Here is a 15,322-nt window from a genome sequence, read left to right on the forward strand (position 1 = left end):
TGCAAGGCTATTCAAACTCCTGATCTACCGCAATCTGCTGTACGAGCCATAGATAGATTTTCTTCACTCCCGATGGCAATGGCGCACTGGGACGCCATCCGAGTTGTTGCTCAATGAGCCGGTTATGACAGTTTCTGCCCCGAATCCACTTCGGGCCAGGAACCCCTATAGTCTCAAGCTGCTTGTCTGCGATGCGAGCTACTAGTGTGACAAAATTTTCCTGTGATATCAGTTCGCATGAGCCGATATTCACTGAATCAAAAAACTCCGAAGACATTAAGCGCTCCACTTTCTTTCGAGAAATGAGCGCCTCATATTTGCTCCGCTTGCGGATAGATATTTTATGTGTGTGAATTAGCCACAGAGGTTTTCAGGCCGACATCTCGGCAAACTACCGTGAAGCAGGTGCCCCCGAAAACTTCACAACCTCGACAGAGTGAGCGAGCATAATCGCCTGACCACTTACGGGCTCCATATGCGCGCTACCACCGGGAATCACTTTATTAACGTTTTCGCCCGACAACTTGCTGCTGTTGCGGTTTTTGCTATCCTGGTGGCCCCAGCCATGAGAGGCAGCAATTACACCCTTCATCAGATCCGTCGTTATCGATACGGGTAGTACAATAAAGTTATCACCATTCGATAATTTCGCCCTGTCTCCCTCTGAGAGCTGACGGGTTGCTGCATCATCCGGATGTATATAGACGTAGTTGCTATCGGGCTGTTTAATTTCGTCATTATTGTGCATCCAGCTGTTATGGGATTTGCGGCTCCGTCGACCGATAAGTACCAGACTTGAATCGCTCTTTGCACTGCGGCCGTGCTCAAGAGTCTCTGCGTACGCAGTCAAACGCGGCAAGTCATCCAAGACTCGCGAAGGAGCGAGATTTATTCGCCTTTTTAATCGTTTTTTGAGGAAAGAGCCCGGCTTGTGCGGCGGTAATTTTATACCTTCGGGTGTAGTGCGCAATTGATTCAACGATGCTTTTCCGCCGAGTGCGAGTAAGAGTTTCAGTAAATGATCCGGGGTTAACAGGCTATTCCCCGGCAACCGTTTGAGGAGCGTGTTTACTCTGGACAATACCAGAAGCGGCTTTGTAGACACGAAGGGTGCGCCGATGGCCAAGAGTAAATCGCCAAATATCCGCCACTCTTCTCGACGTTCAAATTTTGGACGCAGTACTGCAGCTGAATACTGCGCGTAAGGCTCAGACTGCAGTGGCAGATGAGATAGAGGGAAGTCTGATCGCTCCAGCATGTCTGTTGCGGGTAGAACGTAGTCAGCGTAGCGTTCTGCTGTTTCATTGATATAGATGTCGACGCTGACACAAAGCTCAAGACGTTCCATTGCTTCTGGCCAGTCTGAATGTGGAGTGGAGTGAATTGGATTGCCGGCGGATATAAATAACGCGCGAATGTGGTCAGGTTGAGCAGACAATATCTCGTCAGGTAGCGCGGTAATGGGAAAGCAACCCGCTACCTGCTGCCAACCATGCTCTGCGGTGACAATGTCGGGATCGTTTACGATTATTTGTTGCGCTAGCCCCAACCAGTCCAGTACACCCTCCGGTATCAAAAGACCTCCTCGCTTATCAAGATTGCCCGATAAGTAATTAATTCCTTGTAAAACCCAGTAGGCAATAGAACCGAAAGGGCCCATATTGACGCCGGTGGACATGTACAGCGCTGCACCATCCGCTTTATGATACTGATCAGCAATTCTGCGAATATTTTCGGGTGCAATGCCGGTGATCGGTGCTACTCGCTCTGGCGTCCATTGCTCTGCTGCGGCGAGTAGTTCTCGGGCGCCGTCTGCGAATTCGTCACGTTCACTTGTGCTGAAGTCGAGTTCGAAATGCAATACCGCCAACATCGCCAACAAAAGAAATGCATCCGTCCCTGGTTGAATGAACAAATGCTCGCCAACTTTAGATGCCGTTTCACTGCGTCTGGGGTCAACGATAATGACTTTCCCGCCTCGCGCCTCAATAGATCGCATTTTCTCTAATGGGTTGATAACGCTAATAACGGACATTTGGCTAACCACGGGGTTGGCACCAATACACATAAAAAATTGGGTGTGCTCAAAGTCCGGAATAGGATGCACGATATCGACACCGTACATATCTGAGGCCACCTGAAACTTGTTGTTGAGATCAATTGAGTGCGAGGCGTACGAATTTCGTGACCCTAGAATTTTGATGAAATCGGCAGTGCAGAGAATGTTTTTAAAATTTGCATGGCTCGGATTGCCACTATAGTGGCCGAGCGCGTTCGCGCCATGGCGTATCTTAATTGCGCTTGCTCGTTCTGCTATCTCTTGTATGGCTTGCTCCCAGGTTATTTTCTGGAAGACGCCATCGATACGCTTCATCGGATAATTGACCCGGTCCGGATCATGATGTATTCCGCCAAGTGTGGTGCCCTTGATGCAGGCATAGCCTTTGGAAATGGGATGCTCGTCATCCGGCTTGATTCGACGAATCGTTTCGTTGCCCTGGCTGTCTTCTTTTACCTCAACAGCAAGGCCGCAGCTGGCCTCGCACACTCTACAGTACGTTTTCTTAATTGATGATGTCATAGTATCGGTCAGCTCAATCAGGATTAGTTGGCGAGAGCATACGAAGACGAAGAGCCCAAGTCCAGATGATGAAATACAAGTATCGCGCCTACTGCCAAGCTTGCCAACGCTCATCGCCCGGTGGTGTACAAGTTCGGATGGACCGGATAGCAGGCGATTCGCCGGCTGCAACGTTGTGGCGTTTCGAGGGGCGCCTTGGCTCGGTTTTAGTCCGGTAGGCATAAAATAGTAACTCTCTGGTACTCTTTTCATCGCCTGGAGTCGATAAAGGTCGCCTCGGAAAACCGAGCCAGAACGCTCTGACGTTCTTATTGATTTCCTCCATGGCATGAACTCGCTCGAACCGTTCTTGGGCATACATAACAAGGCGGTCAAATCTGTCGACTCGGAAATGGAGCACTGCCCTGCGCAGCTGTCGTTAGGTATTCGATTCGATATCACGCGTTTTATTTGATTTTATTGCTATGGTGAGCAGCACGTAGCGGAAAGAATTGGCAAAGAAAAAGTGGCAGACACTTTCTATTTCATCTGTTGATCGAACTGGGTATAGGTATGCAGACCGACCTAAAACGGGTTTTTTGTAGCTAATTTGACACAACAAAGCCAGCGCCAATAAAACCTCGTCGACCTGCAAACGCAGCAGAGAAGTCTTGGCATGGATGTTGGTTGAGGCGCATACTGTTAAATATAGCTGTTCGGTCGAATATGCTGTAGTGCCGAACATTGTCAAAAAAAAATATAACGATTGAGTTTCGATCTTTGATGGGCAATCGTGCGGTTCGTTTTAAAAGGCAAGCAGGGTGAGAGAACACATAATAGGAATGACTATAAGCTGCGGCGTTCGCTTTGAAAATGTAACGTTCCGGTCAAAATCGTCCGCACTACAGCTTAGTCTTTCGCGCACAAATGACGCGCGACCCGATTCCTGATGCGATTTCTCCCAAGGTCATTAATGGACTCTCGCTTATTCGTGCGCTGGTTGCCACTTTTTGGATTTTGCGCGGTGATCGTTTATTACTTTTGGTTTGTCTATAGCCACGCTATCAATATTCCTCACTGGGATGATATTTATGATTTCTTAAAAATTGTCATACTTACGGAGTCAGCCGAAAGTACCCGCGAAGCAATGTCTGAGCTATTCAGGCAGTACAACGACCACCGCACGAGCGCGTCACGCTTATTGATTTACGCTATCTACTTGGCAGAAGGCGAATTAAATTTTCATACGCTCACTCTTCTTGGAAATCTTGCGCTTCCTTTGATCTTGCTGCTTTTTTTCGTGACAGTGAAAGACGAAAAATACCGCTGGGTTTTCATGTTGGTGAGCGCCCTGCTGTTGCTCAATCTGAGATATTTTCCCTTGGTTTTGCACGCCCAGGCGACCTTCGCTTACTTCTATGTATTTTTCTATGCCTTCGGTTGCCTGATTGCTCTTCATAGGGTGACCCCGCCGAAGTTCGTGTTGGCAGTGTTTTTGGGCACATTCGCTTCATATACGTTCGCGGCCGGCGTGATTGTCTGGATGCTCGGCCTGGTTAGCCTCATGCACCAGCATGTAGTGACGAGGCGAATTAGCTATCACTATCCCGCACTGTGGCTAGTGGTCACAGTCATCACGCTGGCATTGTGGCGTACCGGTTTCTCTGATGTCTCCACTGAAAAAGTTTTAACATTACTTCCCGACACGCTGATCGAGGCTCCTCTGTATCAACAGGTATTACGGTACGTGTCCTATTTTTTCGTAATAATGGGCAGCGCGTTTACCGACACCAGCACGGTGGTCGCGGGAGTTATTGGCGCTGCTGCTCTCACCGTATTGACAGCTGTTTCCATACAATTTTATCGGCAGGAAGATATTCGCTTAGCGCTTTGTTGCTGGTTTGTCGTTGGTTCAGTAGCAGCAGTCACAGCAGGCAGGGCCCTGTGGCTGCCGCCAGAACTCATACTGACATCGAGGTATACGTTGTTGTCAGTTTTCCTCGTCGCGACATTGACTTTACTGCTTCAAAAAAAAATTGCATTGGTTAAGACATCGACAATTTATCTGCTCGTACCGTTGGCGGTGATCTACTGGGTATGGGCGAACCACCACTTTCAGAAATCAATAGATGATGTATTGCAGTGGCGTTATTCACAGTATAATAACGACATATACTTCGTGCTTGACAGGCCGCAGGCCGAATCGAATGATATTGTAGCGCGCGCGATTTCATCGGGAATCTACAAGCCGCCCTGTAAACCATTTCCAAAGTGCAAGGATAAGTCCGCGACTGGTGAGTAAATAGAAACCTAGTTGCCAGCAGTTCGCGGCAACTTTCGACAAGGGCATTCAAGCATAGTGCAGAACTCAGCCTAAAATCTTTTGAATCGTTCTGAATGACCATTTTCCCACTGGAAGGCCGCGCAAATTTTGTGTATCTGTTAATTTTTTTTGCGAGGTATATCGAGAAAAACGGTCAAGGTACGTGCAAAAATGCGGTCCTTATCCATCGAAGAATCTGTAATTAAAGTGTAGTTTATTTTCGAAGTGTTCACTTTTTTGCCACTGTCTTTTTTGCAGTCGAGATGCTTGTTAGACGGGCATCAGGCGCTCTGCAAGAAACTAGGATGCCGCAGTAGCTGCTGCGGTTACACTCACCGGCAGAACATTATTTAAGCGCGATAGATTCGTTTACGAACCAGTGTCTGACAGCCGTGAATACTGCGGCATGCGAGAGATATCGACCGTGGGAGACGTTTCCGACCCTGCTCAGTCACGGCAATCGCGAGGCGCGGCCATAGACCGCGTCTTACGCGCTACAGAGGCGCACACGATTACGGTACCGCAGACAGCGGTTATGCAGCGGTCCGACTCGAAAAAGAAACTCTCAAATAGCGTCAAGCTCGCAGTAAATCCTATGGCTGCGCTAACTTGGTTAGTGCTGTGGCACGATGATCTTAATCTGCATTCTGTTCGGTCTGTTGTTTTGAAGTTACTTTGAAGTGACGTAAGCCTTGGATCTGAAGACAGAAATAAGCCCTGTAGTCATGCCGGCAGAGTCGTAGTAATAGGTTAACGCGGGTGGGCTTCAGCTCCCGTTCAGAAAAAGTGCAATGAAACACTGACCCTCACAGTGATCAGTTTTTTGTTTGTGCAAGCGCCGAGCGTATAGTGCGGCGTCGACACCGGGACAGGATGACTGCGCAGTTTCGTTACTTCGAATCTCGAATCGGCTTCCAGATTTGGAAAACGAGTTGCCCGCCGCCCGGTCTTTTGTCCATCGGCAAGGCGATCACTTCGGCTTTTCGATAGTGATTCTTCAGGCGAGCGGCGTCGTTCAAGGAGGAATTCTTTAAATGCGACATCAGAAAAGTCTTGTTCGAAATACTGTTTCTCAAGTTGGCCATAGCGACGGGTAGATGCGTCCACTGGTCGAGAATTATCAAGTCAAATTCCTGCCTTTCAATCTTTCCATTAATGTTCTCAACATAGGCCTCCCAAACAGCTGCTATTGTATTGTCCGGGTCATCTTTTGCGAAAATGACAGGCTTTACTTGAGCGAAGGCAAAATACGGAGTGTGGCTGTTCTGGTATATTTCGCCGCCGCCACCTAAAATCTCTGCCGCAAGCAGTGCAGGTGCATAGGTTTTCTCTGATTCAAGTACTAGTCCCCGTAGCCTGTTCCATTTGTCCTCATCAAATGAAAAATCATGCGTAAGCGTGGCATAAGAATTACAAAAACTAGCGATCAGGAGTAGTTGGCACAGCCATTTTGATTGTATCGAATCGGAGATGCGAGAAAAAATCGCAATGATTAGAAATGGAGACATCAACTGCAGTAAATAGGTCATATGGTTCGCGGGGTTTCTTCCTATCACCAATACAATAATAGCCAGCGAGCAGAAAAAGCAGAGCCAGAAATAACTTGGTGCGCGGCGGAAAAGGGGGCCGTTCCAATTGATGATGCTGTGTATCCCGAGCCTCTCATCGTCATTAATGCGGTGACTGGTTGTTGTTGAGGCGTACGATGTAATAAAAATCCAGGCAAGAACAACCAAGAGCGGGGAGTTTATCCGAAAATACTCGAGCAACTGGTTCACGGTGGTATCATTGGATCCTATCGCCGCTGCCGCATATATTTGAGCAAAAATTGTGTTATCAATAAAATAGGGCGATGTATAGTTGACTAAAAAAAGACTGACGAGCGTGAGGAAGACGGATGCTAGTCCGAAAGTTACCGCCTTCTTTTTTGAAACGGCAAGAAATAAATAAAGGCTAATGTAGCCTACGCTCGCAATAAAATATTGCTTTGTATAGAAAGCAGCCAAGCCCAGAAGCAGTGCGGCGAAAAGGCTTCTATTGGAAAACGTGTATCGCCATGGAATAATAATACTGGACAAAAACAGAAAAAGACCAAGGCCGTTGGGGCTGGCGATGGGTGTGGAATGAAAGAGGAGTCCCGCGTATAGCAGCACAGCACCAGCGAAACTATTTTCTGACGTGCCTCCAGCCCGTTTGGTCGCGTAAAAAACCAACAGACAACAACCCACAATAAATAGACCGTTAATGGTTCTGTGGAGTTCGAGTGTGTTCGCCACAGCGAGCGTGAAAGGCGCCACTACAATGTTGTAGAGAACGGGATAGACGCTTGCGCGGGCGGGCTGGTTCTCGATGGCGTAGGGATTTTCTCCTGAGGCGATGGTATGCGTAATCGTTGGTATTGCCGCTTCAATCGCATCGAGCGGCATGCTATGGGTGATAATCTGGAAATGGTTATAGGCGAGTGCCAGAAAAAATAGTCCGAAAAAAACCACGAAAAGTTTATCGAGAACGGTTTGGAACTCTGACGTTTTAACAGTCGTCATTGTTTTGATTCTTGAGTCGACCTTGAGTGCAGAAGCATACCATTTCCGCTGTATAAGGTCTGCCTGAATGGCTGAGATGCAACGGCAAAGGGCGCTTACGCATTTGTTGCTTGTTCATGCGACAGGCATCATTAATGAAACAGCGGGAAAAATGATTAAAGTGACGGTTTTGTTTGAAAAGTCGACTATTCTAATTTTGGCTAATTTCGTTAACACAAATATATTGGCGATGCGTGCTATATCTATAAATTAGCGGGAAACGTCGGCCACTGTGCAGAATGCGTTTTTTTACATAATGATAAATTATTGTAAAAGCCACCCAGTGTATCCTGACGTATAAAAAAGGTGCGACGAAGCATGCGGCGGGAAGGCGCTCCATAGCATCACAGCTTTGAGCAGTATCGCAGTTACCGCTCTATTTGAGCGTCTGTCTTTACCAAGAAGATAGCATGCGGACTCGAGCGCTTTGACCGCTGGCGCCCGAACCGGAGCAACTATAATATTAAGGGTGTTCGACCCTTTGGAAATGCTGAATCGGCAAAAAACCAGGACTCTATTGCATAACGATAGTCTGTCATTGAAGGGTCACGATGTGTCCGGTGCAGTAGCCAGTGGTCGAAAATGAGCATGTCGCCGGCATTAAATTTTGGTGTGACGACCGGAACCTGTCCACGAAAGCGCTCGTCAACTTGAGAATCGGCGACAGTCCAGTCGAAGACACTCTCGCATGAATTCAAAATGTAGTCGTCCAACCTTTTCAGTACCAATTCCATGCCGGGGGCTGTTTCGCCACAGTCAGACAAGGCGGTCCAGACGTTCACTGACTGGATGTCCACTGCATCACCGAGAAAACGCCCGTCTTGGTGCCATTCGGTGCTTTCCCCGGGAGCAGCCTTCCACAGGACAAATTTGCTAGCTGACATAAAAGGCGTTTCACCAAGAAATTCTTCGGCAAGGGCAGAAATTCCTAGACGGTCGAACAGGTCACATACCAGATATAGGGCATGGGGCGAGTCCACCGCCAGGCACGCACCAGCTTGCTTGGCAAATTCTCGGGCGGCCGCGACGTTAATTGCTTGTCCTCGGGTCGGGTACTTGCCAAGACTGTGCAATTGTGGATCTGGACTATCGTCCATGGAGGCGTGGTGCGATGCTTCGATAGCGGTTCTTAGGGTTGCCACAGTGCCTTTGTCAATTGCGCTGGGTAGGTAGAGACAGCCCTTGTCGGCAAAGGCTGCGCGTACGACGTCAGCGGTAACGTCATCGAGAGAGCAGGTTGGCATTTCCTGCTCGTAGTCAAGCGTCGGCGTGGAGCGTGCGGCTTTGATCGGAGAGGGCTCTGCGTCTTCGAAGGCTTTTGAGATACGAATATCTCTCATCAGGATTTCCCTTTTCGCGTCGGGGCTGGCACGGTTAGCGGCCATCAAGTGCTGCAGCGCTTCCGACTTTTTGCCTGACTCGTTCGCTTTTTCGGCGGCTATATCGTGCTCCGCCACCGCCATGTCTGCAGCCATTGTTGAAAAATCCTCTGCCTTGAAACGATGCAAGTAGAAAGTCTATTGGAATTGCTGCGGGGAGCAAAGCCAAATAAGTTGGTTTATGTGACATTTATCAGCACAGCACTGAAATAGTGGGAGAAATATGGAAAAAGCGTGTTCATTATTGTGGTTGGCGTGTCTGCGTTTTATACAGGTTTGTGGCGTAGTGCTACTCCGGCAGTGTTACCGAGACTCGGTTTATAGTCGTCCAACGTTTGTCACAGCGGCTCAGGCTAGCTCGCGAGTGTTGTGCCCATGTGTAGTTCAGCGGGCAATGCCCGCAAGTAGACTGAGTAAGGCGAACAGCGCTAGGCATGCCGGCAATGGCGATAGTTTGAAAGGGGCACAACGATGATGAGCCTTCGTTATGACATTGCAAAGAAAGCAGGAAACGCAAGGTCGGAGTACTACCCTGTGAAGTCGACGTCATTGGTAGTCTCCGAAAAAATGGTAGATACCGCCGATTTTCGCTGTGCATTCTGGCCCGCGTCGTCCGGCTTCACCCCAATTACAATCTCAGCGATCTGATGGAGTCATACTTCGGAAGGTAGGTCTGTTCTATCATTACTTGCCACTAGATTGCATGTGCATCGCGTGTATTTTTGATGTATTGCGGTGCGTTTAGCACCACAATACGGAGGCGCCTCTGCCATCTCTTGCTCTTTGGCTTCACAGTGGGGTGACCTATGGACTTGCGCGCCTGCTACCGCGCGCCTGCTACCGCGCGCCTGCTACCGCGCGCCCTTCATACGAAAAGAAGCGTTGATAGCGCTCGGGGCGTTTGAGTCTATCTGACGGCACTGTACTTTCTGTTCAACACGGCCTAAGTTATAGGTACATTGAGCTATGGGACGTTGCCATGCCAACAACAAAAGTCGCTTTTGGTGCTGATTTTGCCCTCCTCATTTATTGCCCCGGAAGAGGAACACCATGCGTATCCGCCAGCGTCGGCCGATAGGTCCCCACGAGATTTTTCCGACGATTCGTTCATGCGTGACGACACGCAATTGCTTTGCTCAGACGATTCCGCTACGCATGATAACTGGCAGTGAGAGCGATCAGGGAGGCGAGGTTGAATGCGAGATGCTTTCATACCAATATTTATGCATTTGAGTACGGCCATGATTTATTTGCGTGACGCAATGGAGTAGGTGCACCTGCGAGGTGCGCTGCGGGAGGTAGTGTATTGAAGTTTCTATACGGATTGGTCTGGTTCGCCGCTGTGGCAGTCTACAGCGCATGGTCCCATGCGGAAATCGCCGAGGATCAGTCTGTTGTCGTACTGTTTGACCGATCGGCGAGTATGGCCAGAGATATGGGCGGATCGACACGCATCGATCTTGCGCGAGCCGCATTAAACACCTGGAGTGAAACGCTTGCCGGCCGCAGCAATGTCGCGGTACGATTTTTTGCCGGTGGAGTTGACGAAAACAATAGCGCCGCTAATTGTGAAGCCAGCGAGCTTATCATCCCTTTCGGTAGAAATATTGACACGGCTGACATTGCATCTCTGGGCGAGGGCATTCGCGCCATCGGTAGGAAAACCAATATCGCTCATGCGCTGGAGCAAGCCCGTAACGATCTGGTCGGAAGGGGCGACGGTAAAATTCTGTTGATATCCGACGGACTTGAGAATTGTGAGCGCGACCCGATATCGCTGGCGAACGAACTGGGGGACATGCACATTGAGGTCGATGTGCTGGCGATAGGCGAGCCGCAGGATGTGGCAGGGTTGGGAAAAATTGCCCTGGCTTCGGGCGGCACTTTCAGCATGGCGACAAGCGCTGGCCAACTAGCCGAACAAATGCAACAACAGCTCCCTGACTTTGATTTCCCTGATATGCCTGCCAATACAGGTGTAGTGGACGTTGCGAGTTCAGCGATGGTCTCTGTTGTTGACGCGCCGGGTGCTCCTCCTGCAAAAGCGGCTCCTGTCATTGAGCCGCTGGTGCTGGAAAGTACCGAGGTTAGCGAGGATCAACCGGGGCGCGTTGCCATCGAATTGATACTGGATGCCAGCGGTTCTATGTGGGGTCGCATCGACGGAAAAACCAAGATAGCGATAGCCCGCGATGCATTAAATGAAACGCTGAGTGGGCTTGATGATCCGGTATTTTGGGTAGGCCTGAGAGCTTACGGGTTTGATAATTCGGTGCCCAAAACCGAGGAGGCATCCTGCCCCAATACGGAGTTGCTGAGCGACATCTCGGCTTCGAATCTGCGTAACATACGCCAAGTAGCGTATGGGCTGACACCATACGGATATACGCCTATTACTGAAAGCCTGTCGCTGGCAGGCGATGATCTAGCCGCCATTGAAGCTGAAAGCCGCATGATAATTCTGATCACTGACGGTAAGGAAACCTGTGGTGGCGACCCCGTAGCAACGGCTGAAAAGCTGTGCAAACAGGGGATAGGGCTGGAGACGCATATCGTTGGATTTGATCTGGAGCCTGATGTGGTGGAGCAGATGAGGCGTGTCGCTAAGGCGGGTTGCGGTACCTACACCAATGCTGACGACGCGAAAGAGCTGACACAGGCTCTCCACACGATTGTTGAAGGCGCACAGGACAAAATCGATCCCACCTGGTTGCGCACGATATACCCCACCGAAGGGGGCAGTTCCAAGGACGAGGCGATTCCATTGGCGTCAGGCACTTATACGTTAAAACGCAGCCTCGCCAAGGGCGAGCAGATGTATTTTCGAGTGAATACGCAGCAAGCCCAGCACGGCGTGCTGCGCGGCCTGATACAGGCTGCACGACTCGTACGAGAAGGCGAAACTATGACCGAATCAACAATCGGTCGGGCACAATTCGCGCTTACTATCTACACACCCGATAGTAAAAAGGGCAGAGGACGCAAGGTGCGCCTGTCAGGCGAACCCGGTACCTATAAACACATTGGTTATCTGGACACCTACGGTGATGGCTTCGTTTTTTCTATTGGAAGCGACTACGATACCGTCCATAAAGACTCATTGTTCAATGTAAATATACGTGAAGCTGGTGATCGGTTTGAAGGTGTTGAAGCACCTCGAAAGGACGATTTGGACCAGCCGATAGAGCTGCCCTCTGGCTATGGTGTAATTGGGCATTTGGGTGAGGGTGATTTCGAAGATACTTACAGGCTGCCCATGAGTGGCGGTCGAGGTACCGTGCAGATGCACGATGACGAGTATCCATTCGGCGTAGCAATCTACTCAGTAGACGGAGAACGACTTTGGCGTCAACGAGCGACCGGCCAAATAAATTTTGAAATTCCCGCGGGGGCGGCTGGCGGAGAACTGGTTGTCGAAGATAAAAACCCAGTGTTGAAACAGGTGTTTACAGGCTATGAAATATTACTATCACCGCCATAACGTAGTTAGAGCCTGCGTCATTTTGGTCGCCTTGTGCGCAACAAAACTGTACGCAACAGAAAGCGATATCGAACAGCGTCTGGAGTCATACTTCCAACTGCTCAACTCCGCGTCTCGTCCAACCGACCCCGTAATCTTTTCTGAAGCAAGTCAGTTTTGGCTGAAAGGTGTGCAGGGACAACACCCGTCAGTCAGTCGGTTTTTTTTGCTGCATGATCCGGACGAATGGCAGATGGAGAATGTCCAAAAAGCGGGAGACTACGCGGCTGTGACCGTCTCTTTCGATTCTTCAAATTACACCCAGCCTTGGCTGGCACAATTTGAGCTGCTGAGTGTCAACGGCGAATGGATGTTGACGGAATTCAGTGATCAAACGCAGCGGCCTTTCGATGACAGCAGTAGGAGTCAGAGTGAGTTTGTAATGGCTTACCTGCAGACGATTGAAGCGGCTATAGCACTGCGCGCCGGCACAGACGACAGCGATGAGCTCAACAGGATCAAGCTATTTTACGAACCCGGAGCAGGGTTCTGGAAACGAGGCACGCTCGACAGCGTAGGGTTCATGCTATGGCTAGATCAGCAGTCACCCCGAAGCTACGAGGTGATTAGTGCCATGGGGAGCGAAGTCACCGTGCGTTTCAATAATACACGACGGCGGGGTGACCAGGCGGTGCGCTTCACCACCATTGAAGAAGGCGACCGCTACTATTTGACGCAGTACATTAACGAGGCACTGGAGCAGCAGCAGCAGGTACAGGAGGAAATTGCAGCGCAGTCCATTCAGTCGATGGAGCAAGTGACCGCAGGCAATGACTCATCGAGACAAGTAGTGGATTCTCAGCTTAATATTCTGGCGGGTGCCGCACAGGGCGCCGCGCTCTATCAGGTCATGAGTGAGGTGGTAGAACGTTCGGAGCCTCTCTGGATACCCTCTAAAGCAGCCCGCGCATCGCTTGGTCGGCTTGTGGGAATGTATGCGGGTATGTCTGCTCAGGCACTTTCACCAGATTGGAATCTGGTTGCAGAAGCCCAGGAAGGCAAAAAACAAGTGGTCATCGCGCGGCCCCATAGTTCCGAGGGTTTGGGTGCATTTTCGAGTTTATTCGACGGCATTCGCTTTCAAACGATACACGCCAGTGAGGGCTGGAAGATTGAACACGCGACGGCTTTTCGTGATTAACGAGTGCGATAGCAGACATGTTCCGAGGAAATCATACGTCCGAGCAGCCTAAAACGTTGCCTGTGAGTATTGTCCCCTGTGAAAAAAATCAAAAATTACCGGGTGCCTCGCGGGATCAATAAGAGCGGCACTACTAGAAGACATTTCCAAAACGCGAAAAATCAGCCGATGGGCGCAAAAAAATGCGATCGATCGCCGCTAGTTTGAGTCGCTTACTAGACGGCGCGAGTAAACGTGGGCCCATGGGGTGCTACAAAGGTTCGCGGCAATCAACAAAAATAATTTCTGTGTGTCAACTTTAGCTCATCAATGGCTTCTGTCGTGGTTTTGAGCCCTCCTGTTTAGCAAGCACAATCCCGCTTACAAGTGCCGAGTTGGAAAACTACGCGTAGTAGCCAGAGCCACAGCAGGAGGTATGCAGGGGTTCAGGGCAATAAAGTAGGCGAAAAAAATGGCCACTGCACATGCCTGGCGTTGTTTAAAGCCTGTTTATAGTTAGAATCTCCTCGCCAGCGCTCAGCACAGCATGATCTGCCCTCATCCTCTTCGCTGTATGGAATAGGGCAGTTGCTTGCGCCCAGGGAAAAATATTGCGGTGCGTTGCGAAAAATTTTTCTAAGCCCTTTGCTATCTTCGTAGGATTCGTCGATTATTCGCTGACATTTGCCCGGAAAAACCAGACGACATTGGAGAGAAAGTGGGAATTATCGAGCTAAAACTTGGGTTGATGGCGCTGATTCTCGTCTGTGCATGGACGGGCGGATTAGTTCCCTTGCGAAAGGCGAGCTCTCCTTCGTCTCGATTTCTGTCACTAGGCAACGCGTTTTCAGCAGGTATCTTTCTCGGGATCGGTCTCATTCACATGCTTGGTGATGCGTCTGGCCAATGGAGTATTGCACTCGGTTTTCACTACCCTATGGCGCTGTTACTCGCAGGCGTGGCGTTTCTTTCCCTGCTATGGTTTGAGCACGTTGCCTTGCAGGGCGGTCTCCATCATGCTGTTCACGCGCCCGGCGGTATGATCGAAGACTTCAACGCGACAGCATCGACCGGTACTCAGACTGCAGCCGCGGATGAATCCCACATCCCGATGAGTACCCTCTATCCCTATGCACTGGTTGTTGCTCTTTCTATTCATTCACTGATTGCCGGAATTACAATGGGCGCGCAAAACTCGTTATCCAACGTATTGCTCATTTTTGTCGCCATCGCGACTCATAAATCAACAGCGGGATTTGCCCTTGGAGTCAGTCTGGCCAGGAACGCTGTCCCTCGAGGCCGAGCCCTGCGCCTTATTGGGCTATTTTCTGTCATGACGCCGATTGGCATTATTATCGGGCTGCTCGTGACAAATGCATTGGATGGCCGCGATCAAATCATCTTTCAAGCGGTCTTTCTTTCTCTCGCGGCTGGCAGCTTTATCTATATTGCCGCGTTCGACATATTACGAGATGAGTTTTTGCAGCCCGGGCCGCGTGCTCTGAAATGGTCTCTCACCGTCGTTGGTTACGGATTAATGGGGCTGCTGGCTTTATGGTTATAGCAAAGCACATAGAGCTTTGCCTGATCGCACTTTGATCAACAAAGAATTGCGTTATAGCAGGCTGGTCGTACGATTGACTATGGCTGACCTGGCCTACCCATTTCAAGAATACTTCAGTAGTGGTCACGCTCGTGCAGGGTCTTTCTCTTTCTGCCTTCTCCGTTATGGCACGGTCTTTCGCGGTCTTTAAAAGAATGGAAAACAGACGATGTGGATTGGTTTCTCCTGCATGTCTACAGTTACGCTACTTGTCTATTGTTATACCTCAGCGTAT

The 15,322-nt window shown here is 49.9% G+C and carries 8 protein-coding genes; 4 read left to right on the forward strand and 4 right to left on the reverse strand.

Translation table 11 applies throughout. The annotated features are described in order from the left end of the window. Positions 1 to 7: 7 nt before the first annotated feature. A complete protein-coding gene (locus EYC82_RS15515; RefSeq protein WP_279250455.1) occupies positions 8 to 277 on the reverse strand; it encodes a Rossmann-fold NAD(P)-binding domain-containing protein in 270 nt (89 codons plus the stop codon). A gap of 114 nt (positions 278 to 391) precedes the next feature. After that, positions 392 to 2,581: a molybdopterin-containing oxidoreductase family protein gene (locus EYC82_RS15520; protein WP_279250456.1), complete on the reverse strand. Its 2,190-nt coding sequence runs from the start codon at positions 2,579 to 2,581 to the stop codon at positions 392 to 394. A gap of 952 nt (positions 2,582 to 3,533) precedes the next feature. On the opposite strand from EYC82_RS15520, the gene EYC82_RS15525 reads away from it, so the two are divergent. Further along, a complete protein-coding gene (locus EYC82_RS15525) occupies positions 3,534 to 4,862 on the forward strand; it encodes a hypothetical protein (RefSeq protein WP_279250457.1) in 1,329 nt (442 codons plus the stop codon). 911 nt (positions 4,863 to 5,773) lie between these two features. Here EYC82_RS15525 and EYC82_RS15530 read toward each other — a convergent pair. Continuing rightward, entirely contained in the window at positions 5,774 to 7,426 is a 1,653-nt protein-coding gene (locus EYC82_RS15530) for a hypothetical protein (RefSeq protein ID WP_279250458.1), read from the reverse strand. Positions 7,427 to 7,920: 494 nt separating this feature from the next. Beyond that, the gene (locus EYC82_RS15535; RefSeq protein WP_279250459.1) at positions 7,921 to 8,940 is read right to left on the reverse strand and encodes a phytanoyl-CoA dioxygenase family protein; all 1,020 of its coding nucleotides are present in this window, start codon (positions 8,938 to 8,940) and stop codon (positions 7,921 to 7,923) included. Positions 8,941 to 10,150: 1,210 nt separating this feature from the next. On the opposite strand from EYC82_RS15535, the gene EYC82_RS15540 reads away from it, so the two are divergent. The 3 genes from EYC82_RS15540 (at position 10,151) to EYC82_RS15550 (ending at position 15,048) form a co-directional block, all read left to right on the forward strand. Then, positions 10,151 to 12,325 carry a vWA domain-containing protein gene (locus tag EYC82_RS15540; protein WP_279250460.1) on the forward strand — a complete coding sequence of 725 codons (2,175 nt, stop codon included), beginning with the start codon at positions 10,151 to 10,153 and terminating at the stop codon, positions 12,323 to 12,325. Then, on the forward strand, positions 12,300 to 13,505 hold the full coding sequence (locus tag EYC82_RS15545) for a hypothetical protein (protein ID WP_279250461.1): 1,206 nt from the start codon (positions 12,300 to 12,302) through the stop codon (positions 13,503 to 13,505). The genes EYC82_RS15540 and EYC82_RS15545 overlap by 26 nt, the downstream gene beginning before the upstream one ends. Before the next feature lie 697 nt (positions 13,506 to 14,202). Beyond that, on the forward strand, positions 14,203 to 15,048 hold the full coding sequence (locus EYC82_RS15550; protein ID WP_279250462.1) for a ZIP family transporter: 846 nt from the start codon (positions 14,203 to 14,205) through the stop codon (positions 15,046 to 15,048). The last annotated feature ends 274 nt before the right edge of the window (positions 15,049 to 15,322 follow it).

This window comes from Candidatus Marimicrobium litorale (genome assembly GCF_026262645.1).
GTDB lineage: Bacteria > Pseudomonadota > Gammaproteobacteria > Pseudomonadales > Halieaceae > Marimicrobium > Marimicrobium litorale.